At 72.4% G+C, this 6911-nt stretch carries 8 protein-coding genes; 3 read left to right on the top strand and 5 right to left on the bottom strand.

The annotated features are described in order from the left end of the window. The first annotated feature begins 525 nt into the window (after positions 1-525). Positions 526-966, top strand: coding sequence for a hypothetical protein (locus AE652_RS31560; RefSeq protein WP_049657761.1), 441 nt, complete (start codon positions 526-528; stop codon positions 964-966). A gap of 78 nt (positions 967-1044) precedes the next feature. Here AE652_RS31560 and AE652_RS31555 read toward each other — a convergent pair whose 3' ends face one another. Continuing rightward, the gene (locus AE652_RS31555) at positions 1045-1641 is read right to left on the bottom strand and encodes a DinB family protein (protein ID WP_082346097.1); all 597 of its coding nucleotides are present in this window, start codon (positions 1639-1641) and stop codon (positions 1045-1047) included. A gap of 205 nt (positions 1642-1846) precedes the next feature. Between AE652_RS31555 and AE652_RS31550 the strand changes: the two genes are divergently transcribed. After that, positions 1847-2416, top strand: a complete 570-nt coding sequence (locus tag AE652_RS31550) for a GNAT family N-acetyltransferase (protein ID WP_049657759.1) — start codon at positions 1847-1849, stop codon at positions 2414-2416. On the opposite strand, the gene mycP is transcribed toward AE652_RS31550, so the two are convergent. From mycP to AE652_RS31530, 4 genes are all read right to left on the bottom strand, one after another. Next, positions 2410-3612 (bottom strand): type VII secretion-associated serine protease mycosin, encoded by a 1203-nt coding sequence (mycP, locus tag AE652_RS31545; RefSeq protein ID WP_063780332.1) that lies wholly within the window; start codon positions 3610-3612, stop codon positions 2410-2412. The genes AE652_RS31550 and mycP overlap by 7 nt on opposite strands. A gap of 86 nt (positions 3613-3698) precedes the next feature. Continuing rightward, a complete protein-coding gene (locus AE652_RS31540) occupies positions 3699-5129 on the bottom strand; it encodes a WXG100 family type VII secretion target (RefSeq protein WP_049657754.1) in 1431 nt (476 codons plus the stop codon). A 37-nt stretch (positions 5130-5166) separates the two neighbouring features. After that, entirely contained in the window at positions 5167-5616 is a 450-nt protein-coding gene (locus tag AE652_RS31535; RefSeq protein ID WP_049657753.1) for a hypothetical protein, read from the bottom strand. Between the two features lie 99 nt (positions 5617-5715). Then, entirely contained in the window at positions 5716-6429 is a 714-nt protein-coding gene (locus tag AE652_RS31530) for an endonuclease V (RefSeq protein ID WP_049657751.1), read from the bottom strand. A gap of 233 nt (positions 6430-6662) precedes the next feature. On the opposite strand from AE652_RS31530, the gene AE652_RS46760 reads away from it, so the two are divergent. Further along, positions 6663-6911: hypothetical protein (locus AE652_RS46760; RefSeq protein WP_053112359.1), on the top strand; the 249-nt coding region annotated here is incomplete at its 3' end.

Genomic DNA, 6911 nt, shown 5'->3' with positions numbered 1-6911 from the left:
CCCCACCAGCGCGCCCTCCGCCCCGGCGCGCGGCGGGCGCCGGGTCCACCGCGTCCACGGCGCACCCGTTCCGCGCACGCCGTCCGGCCCGCCCGCGCGGACGTCATCGCGGTGACGACCATGCCCTCTTCCGTGGCGATCTTCCCCACGATCGTGAGTGCGGTTGTGCGGGTGGTTGTGCGCACCCAGGTTCGCGCCCTGGGCGTGGACGCCAGCCTCCACAGGGCCTACGGTGGCACATCAACCGCCCTGCGGCCGCCGTCGCCCCACACCCTCTGACCAGCCGCGACACGCTCGCACCTACGAATCCCGCGCCACTGCGCAGCACCGCCCCACCGGCCCTCGCCGGCCCTCCGCCCGGCCGTCCCGCCACCTCGCCGCACCCGGTCGCCACCGGAACCGGCCTGGCGGCGGCGGGTTCCGGGCATTCCATCGGATTGGTCACCCAGCGCACCGAGGGCCTACCGTAGAGTGAGCACAGATGATCGACCGTCAGAAACCCATCTCCCTTTCCGAGAAGCCGAGATGACCAACCGTCACGAGAGTTCAGCCGAGCCGCCCCCGAGGCCCGGCGAGCCGGCGGAGGTGCCCCTGGAGTTCACCGCGTTCTGCGAACTCCACCGCCCCCGGTACCTCAGCTACGCGCGCGTGTGGCTGACCGAGCACAGCGCCGCGGCCGTCGCCGTCCAACAGGCCTTCGCGGAAATCGCGGTGCACTGGCGGGAGTTGATGGGCAGCTCCAACCCCACCGCGCACGCCTGGGAGATCCTGCGCGGCACCGTCGCCGACCACACCCGCCAGGCGACCCCCGCCCCGGACCGCCACCCGGCCGACGACGACCTGGCGATCCTGCACTACGTCGTCGGCCTCGCCGCCCCCGAGATCGCCGACGTCATCGGCACCGACGCCGCCAGCGTGGCCGGACGGCTGCGCCGCACCATGCTGCGCGAGGCCTCCGGCTGGTGACCCCGCGCCCCGGCCGCCTCCGGTCCGGCCTCAGACCGGGCCCCGGCCCCGCTCCCGGGCCCGGCTCCAGGCCCGGCTTCAGACCCGCTCGCCCGTCACGTCGAACAGGTGGTGCACCGGGTCGTGGATCAGGTACCGGGAGAACGACTCGACCGTGAACCGCGCCCCGTCGCTGCGGCTCCCGGTCCGCGCCCACTGCGCCCCCGCCACCCGCTCGAAAGCGGCGGCGAGCGTCTCCGCGGCCTCCGCCAGCTCCCCGGCCACCACCTTCGGGTCCTGGTCCCCGTAGCGCTCGGCGACGGCCGTCCCGTCCTGGTCCCAGTTGGGGAACAGCGGGTCCTCCAGGTCCAGCATCAGGTTCAGCCGGACCTCGAACAGCCGGAAGACGTCCCGGACGTGGCACGCGTACTCCAGGTCCGACCACACCCCCGGAGCCGGCCGCCTGCGCAGCCCGTCCACATCCGCCGCCAGCACCGCCAGCCAGCCCTCCGCATTGGCCCGGACCATCCCGGCGACGTCCTCCCGCACCACCCGCGGAGTCTCCAACCCGCAGTCGGGGCACGGGCGTTCCAGCACCCAGGTCCAGTCCTTGGTGTCGGGGACGATCCCGTCGTCGGCGGTGTTCGTGGCGGCGATCGACGTGCTCTCGACCCGCGTGCGCTCAGGAGTGCTCATGGGCCCAGCATCTCCGCCACCGGGGGAACCCCACCAGCGGCAATGACGCCAGCGGTCGCCGAAATACTGCCACCCTCGGCGCATTCACCCGGCGCGACCGCCCGACACACGCCCCCGTCCCCGCGCGCACCCCAACCGGTGCGCGCCCGCACGCCAGGACTAAACACGTGGACGAACCGGAAGCCGACCATCCATCCTGGCCGCCATGACCGCTCCCACCGATCTCGCCGCCCTCGCCGTGAAGCCCACCCTGCACGGCCCCACCATCCGGCTCGTCCCCCTCGACGAACGGCACACCGACCCGATGTGGGAACTCTGCGCCGACGAGACCACCAGACGGCTCACCGGCACCCGCACCGCCTTCACCCGCGACCGGATCCACCAGTGGTGCACCACCCGCGCCCAACAGCCCGACCGCCTCGACCTCGCCGTCGAAGACCCCGCCACCGGCCGCTTCCTCGGCGAGGCCGCCCTCAACGACGTCGACCCCGACAACTCCTCCGCCGGCTACCGGATCGCCCTCACCCCGGACCACACCGGCCGCGGCATCGGCACCGAAACCACCCTCCTGGTCCTGCGCCACGCCTTCGAGACCATCCGCCTCCACCGCGTCCACCTCGAAGTCTTCGAGTACAACGAACGCGCCGCCCACTCCTACCGCAAGTCCGGCTTCACCCTCGAAGGCCGCTCCCGCCAAGCCCACCACTGGGACGACCGCTACTGGGACGTCCTCCAGATGGCCGCCCTACGCGACGAATGGCTCGCCACTCACTGACCCGCCCCCCGCCGCCTCCGCACCACCAACACCCCGACGAGAGCGACCACCAACACCAACCCCCCGGCCGCCACCCCCACGACCACCCCGACCCCGTTCCCGCCGTTCCCCTTGTCCCCCTCGGGGACCATGGGCACGACGGCGGGCTCGTCGGTCTCCTCGTCCACCGGAGGCGGAGTGCCCTTCGCCTCCATCCGCCCGAGCAGGGGGTTCTCCCGGGGCCCGTTGTCCACAGCGGGATTCGCCTCCAGGGCCTTCGCCGGCGCGACGAGCCCGTAGCCGTAGTGGTTGTCGGGCACCGCCGTCCCGTTGGCCGGCGGCGTGGCCGTTTTGATCATGCGGTTGATCACCTGCCCGGCGGACAGGTCGGGGTACTTCGACCGAATCAGCGCGGCAGTGGCGGCGACGTAGGCCGTGGAATCGGAGGTGCCGTTCGCAACCAGGTAGCTCGTCGGTGACTTCGCCCCGGCGTGGTTGATCCCGACGCCGGGCGCGATGAGCGTGGTCTCGGGGCCGGACGTGGAATCGCCCCACACAACACCCTTGGAATCTGCCGCCCCCACGGCCACGACGCCGGGGAAGGCGGCCGGATACCCTACGCCGTTGCTTGAACCGTCGTTGCCCGTGCCCGCGATCAGAACGACGTCCTTCGACACCCCGTACGCAACCGCCTTTCGCGTCTGCGAGTCGAATCGCGAGCCCCCCCCGAGAGAGATGTTGACGACCTTCGCGCCCTTGTCCACCGCGAAGCGGATGCCCGCCGCCAGGTCGTTCTGCTCGGGGATGGGGCCTTCGTCGTTCGTCCGCACCTTCACCGGAAGGATCTTCGCCTTCGGAGCCAGGCCCATCACTCCGGCCTGAGTGCCGTGGCCGTGGCCGGCGATCAGACTCGCCATGCCCGTCCCGTGCCCATTGGTGTCAACACGACCATCCGACTGGGTACCCGAGAAATCAGCCCCTGGAAGAACCTGCCCGGTCAGGTCCTGGTGGTCCGGGTTCACCCCGGTGTCGATCACCGCGACGACGACGCCCTCGCCCTGGCTGACCGGCCAGACCTTGGCCTCGGCCTCGAAGGTCTTCAAAGCCCATTGCTGGTCCCTGACCTGATCGGCCAAGGCCGCCGGCCCGGCAACACCCCAGACCAGTGCCCCGGCGGCAAGGACCGCCGTACCACGCGCCAACCAGCGGCTCGTCAAACCCGGTCACCCCACTCAGCGAGGCATCCCGCAGGCCACCGACCTGCGGGATGCGATCAGATCACCAGTCCGCCTACGGACCGGCCTCATTCCACCACGTTCGGGTTGGTCGGCTTGTCCGACGCCCAGGTCTCCTCGTCCTCGACGAGGTAGTCCGGCCGCTTGCCGTCCTTCTCCCGATCCTTCTTGCGTCCCTGGGTACCGGTCAGCGGGATACCAGGAGACATGCCGTTCGCACCTGCGACGCCGGACTCGCCCCTGAGGCGGTTCCGCACTCCCAGCCCGGACCCGCCTTCCGTGAACGCCTGCTTGCCGTGTGCCCCGGCATCGGGCGGCGTCGCCCCTCGGACGGAACCGCCTGGTCGGCCCTGAGGCGCACCGGTCTGCTTGCCTCCGGTGGCTCCACGGCCGCCGGCTCCGAAGCCCGGATTGACCTCACCGCCACCACCTGCGACAGCCCGGCCCGCCCGTGGGCTCACGCCCTGCACCGGTGTCTCGCCACCGGTGGACCCACTGCCTCCGTATCCGGGCCTGCCGTTCCCGATCCCGGGCAGGGCCACCGGATTCTGCGCGGTCGGTCCGGCCGGGCCGACGACCGTCTGCCCGCCTCCGGTCGGAGCCGGCCCGGTCACGGGGCCCGTGACCGGGCCGGTGCTCAGGCCGGAGGTCTGGGTGCCCGAAGTGAGAGGCGTCGGCACGCTACCGCTCGGACGGGACACCGGGGTGCCGGAAATTCCCGCTTCGGGACCGCGACCCACCGTGCTCGACGGCTTCGACAGGGCTTGCGCCATACCGCCCTTGATGCCGGAGTCGGTCGCGACAGCCGCGTTCCTGGCCGAGGAGCCGGCCGCCATCGGAGGCTGGGAGGACTTCGGACGCTGCGGCGCAGGAGCGGATGCGGTCCGCGCGGACGTTCCCCCGGCTCCGAACGAGGTACCCGACATGACCGCCGCCGCCATCGCCGCGGCGTTGCCAGGGTCGTCCTGTGATCCCTGCTCAACGGGCTTGTCGACACGCTGGTTCGTCATCGGCGGGGGCTTCAGGGCCGGGGTGGCGACGCGGTAGTGCATGGCGAGGGTTTGCATGATGGCGGCCGCTTCGGCCTTCTTGCGGTCGGCGAGGGGGATGTGTTCGTCGTCGTCGCCGAAGAGGGCGTCGCCGACGGTGTCCTTGACCTTGTCCCAGTTGCCGGGTTCCTCGGGCATGTCGCGCTTGGCCTTGGCCATGGCTTCGGAGGTGTTGTGGAGGGTGTTGGCCGCGTCGTTGGCGTAGGCGGCGGCGTTGTTGATGCTGGCGGCCAGGGTGAGCATGCGGGTGTGGAAGGCGTCGCTGGTGGTGCCTTCCCAGGAGGTGGCGGCTTCGGTGCTGGCCTTGGTGAGGGTCTGGCGGATCTGCTTGAGGGTGTCGGCGGCCTTGCGCCAGGGGTCGCCGGCGGCCATCACCGCGCCGGGGTCGAGGGCCTGTGCCATGGTGCGGAGCTGGGCGTGGCTGTACTTGGTGAAGTCGGTGTAGACCACGGGCGGTCGGCCTCCGTTCGGGGCGGGCGGGCGGCGGTCAGACGGTGGCGTTGCCGCGGGTGGACGGGGTGCGGTTCTGCTGGGCCGCGGCCTGACTGCTCGCGGAGGGCTGGGCGACGGACCAGCCGTCGTCGCCGAGCTTGAGCTTCGTGGCGGTGTGCTGGTCCTGCTCCTCGTAGTTGGTGGCGGTGAGGTCGGCCTTCTGCTGGGCCTCGTTCACGGCTTCCTGGAGCTGGTTGAGGACGTCGCGCAGCGCGTCCCGCATGGTGCCGTAGCGGCCGTGGATCTCGGCGGCCTCGGCGAAGGTCCCGAAGGCGGTCTTGCCGATGCCGCTGCGGCCGTGGGCGTCGGTGCCGTCGGCGTGTTTCTGGAAGTCGGCGAGCAGCAGCCGTACTTGGCCGGCGAAGGCGCGGAGCTGTTCGACCTCGACGCGGTAGCCCTGTCCGGCTCCGCCGGTCGATCCGGTTCCGGTGGTTCCTGTGCCCATGTCGGCGCCTCCCCCGTGCGTCCGTCCCCCTGGCGGCCGGGGCCGGGCCCCGGTGCCTCATGTCTAACACACCGGGCCCGAATCCCGCCCGGGGCATGGTCAGTTCGCGTTCGTCCCGGTGCGTCGGGCGTCGGCGAGGGCGCGGCGGCAGAGCGAGTCGGCGTGCCGGGTGGTTTCGGGGAGGCGGTAGTGGCGGGCGAGGTCGAGGGTGGTGCGGACGGCGGTGTCGAGGCCGGTGCGGTGGCCGACGGAGACGAAGACGGGTTTGACGCCGGCCCTGGTGCGTACGGCGCGGCCGACCTCCTCGCCGGTGGCGGGGTCGGTGAGGGGGGTCCAGGAGCCGCGTGGTGCGTCGGGTTCGTGGTGGTCGAAGGTGAAGGGGGTCTTGGCGACGCCGAGGGTGCGGAGTCCGGTGAGGATGCCGAGGTGGCTGGCGAGGCCGAGGCGGCGGGGGTGGGCGAGGCCGTAGCCGTCGCAGACGACGGTGTCGGGGGTGCGGGTGAGGGCGGCCAACGCGTCGAGGACGGCGGGGAGTTCGCGGAAGGCGAGCAGTCCGGGGACGTACGGGAAGGCGATCCGGCCGACGGCGGTGGCCTGTTCGACGACGTCCAGGGTGTCGCGGTCGAGCAGGACGGCCGCGGCGGCGACGAGGTCGTGCTCGTCGTCGTAGGCGACGTCCACACCGGCGATCAGGGTGCCGGGGGCGGCGGGGTCCCGGCCCGGGTCGTCGTGGGGCTGGACGAGCGGGCGCAGCCGCTCCTGTTCGGCGAGTGCCTCGGCCTCGGTGGTGGGCCAGTCGGCGGGGATGGGCATGGTCGGTTCCCCCGGGTACGTGGTGCTCGGTGATACGTGCTCAGCGACAGTGCGTGGCAGGTGCCGGTCTCACCGTACCGAGCGGCCCGGACGACCCCGGGGTGAGCCCGTGCGCCCCCTGTGCCCCCGCCTCCGGGGGCTAGCCTGGACGTACCCGTCCTCCCCGCGGGGTAGCACCACTGGAACCGGCTCCACTCCCGCCCGTTTCCCCCGACGTGCGAAGGACCCCCGCCATGCCGCGCCCCTCCGTCGCCCAGGCCTGCCTCGGCTCGTTCACCGTCGTCGCCACCACGGTGGCACTGCTGGCCGTCTCGGGCGCCTCGGGCGTCCTGGCGGTCGTGGTGCTGGTGGGGTTCGCGCTGGCGCTCGGCACCGTGGTGACGGTGCTTTCGATGTCCGCCGCCGCGGCCAGGGCCGCCACCACGGCGGTGGGCCCCGGGGCCCCGGCCGCCCCGCCGCGCCCCACCGCGACCGCTGCCGGG

The organism is Kitasatospora sp. MY 5-36 (assembly GCF_001182915.1).
In the GTDB taxonomy this organism is placed as follows: domain Bacteria; phylum Actinomycetota; class Actinomycetes; order Streptomycetales; family Streptomycetaceae; genus Kitasatospora.
The sequence above is the reverse complement of the archived record's forward strand: the minus strand, read 5'-3'. Positions and strand labels throughout refer to the sequence as shown.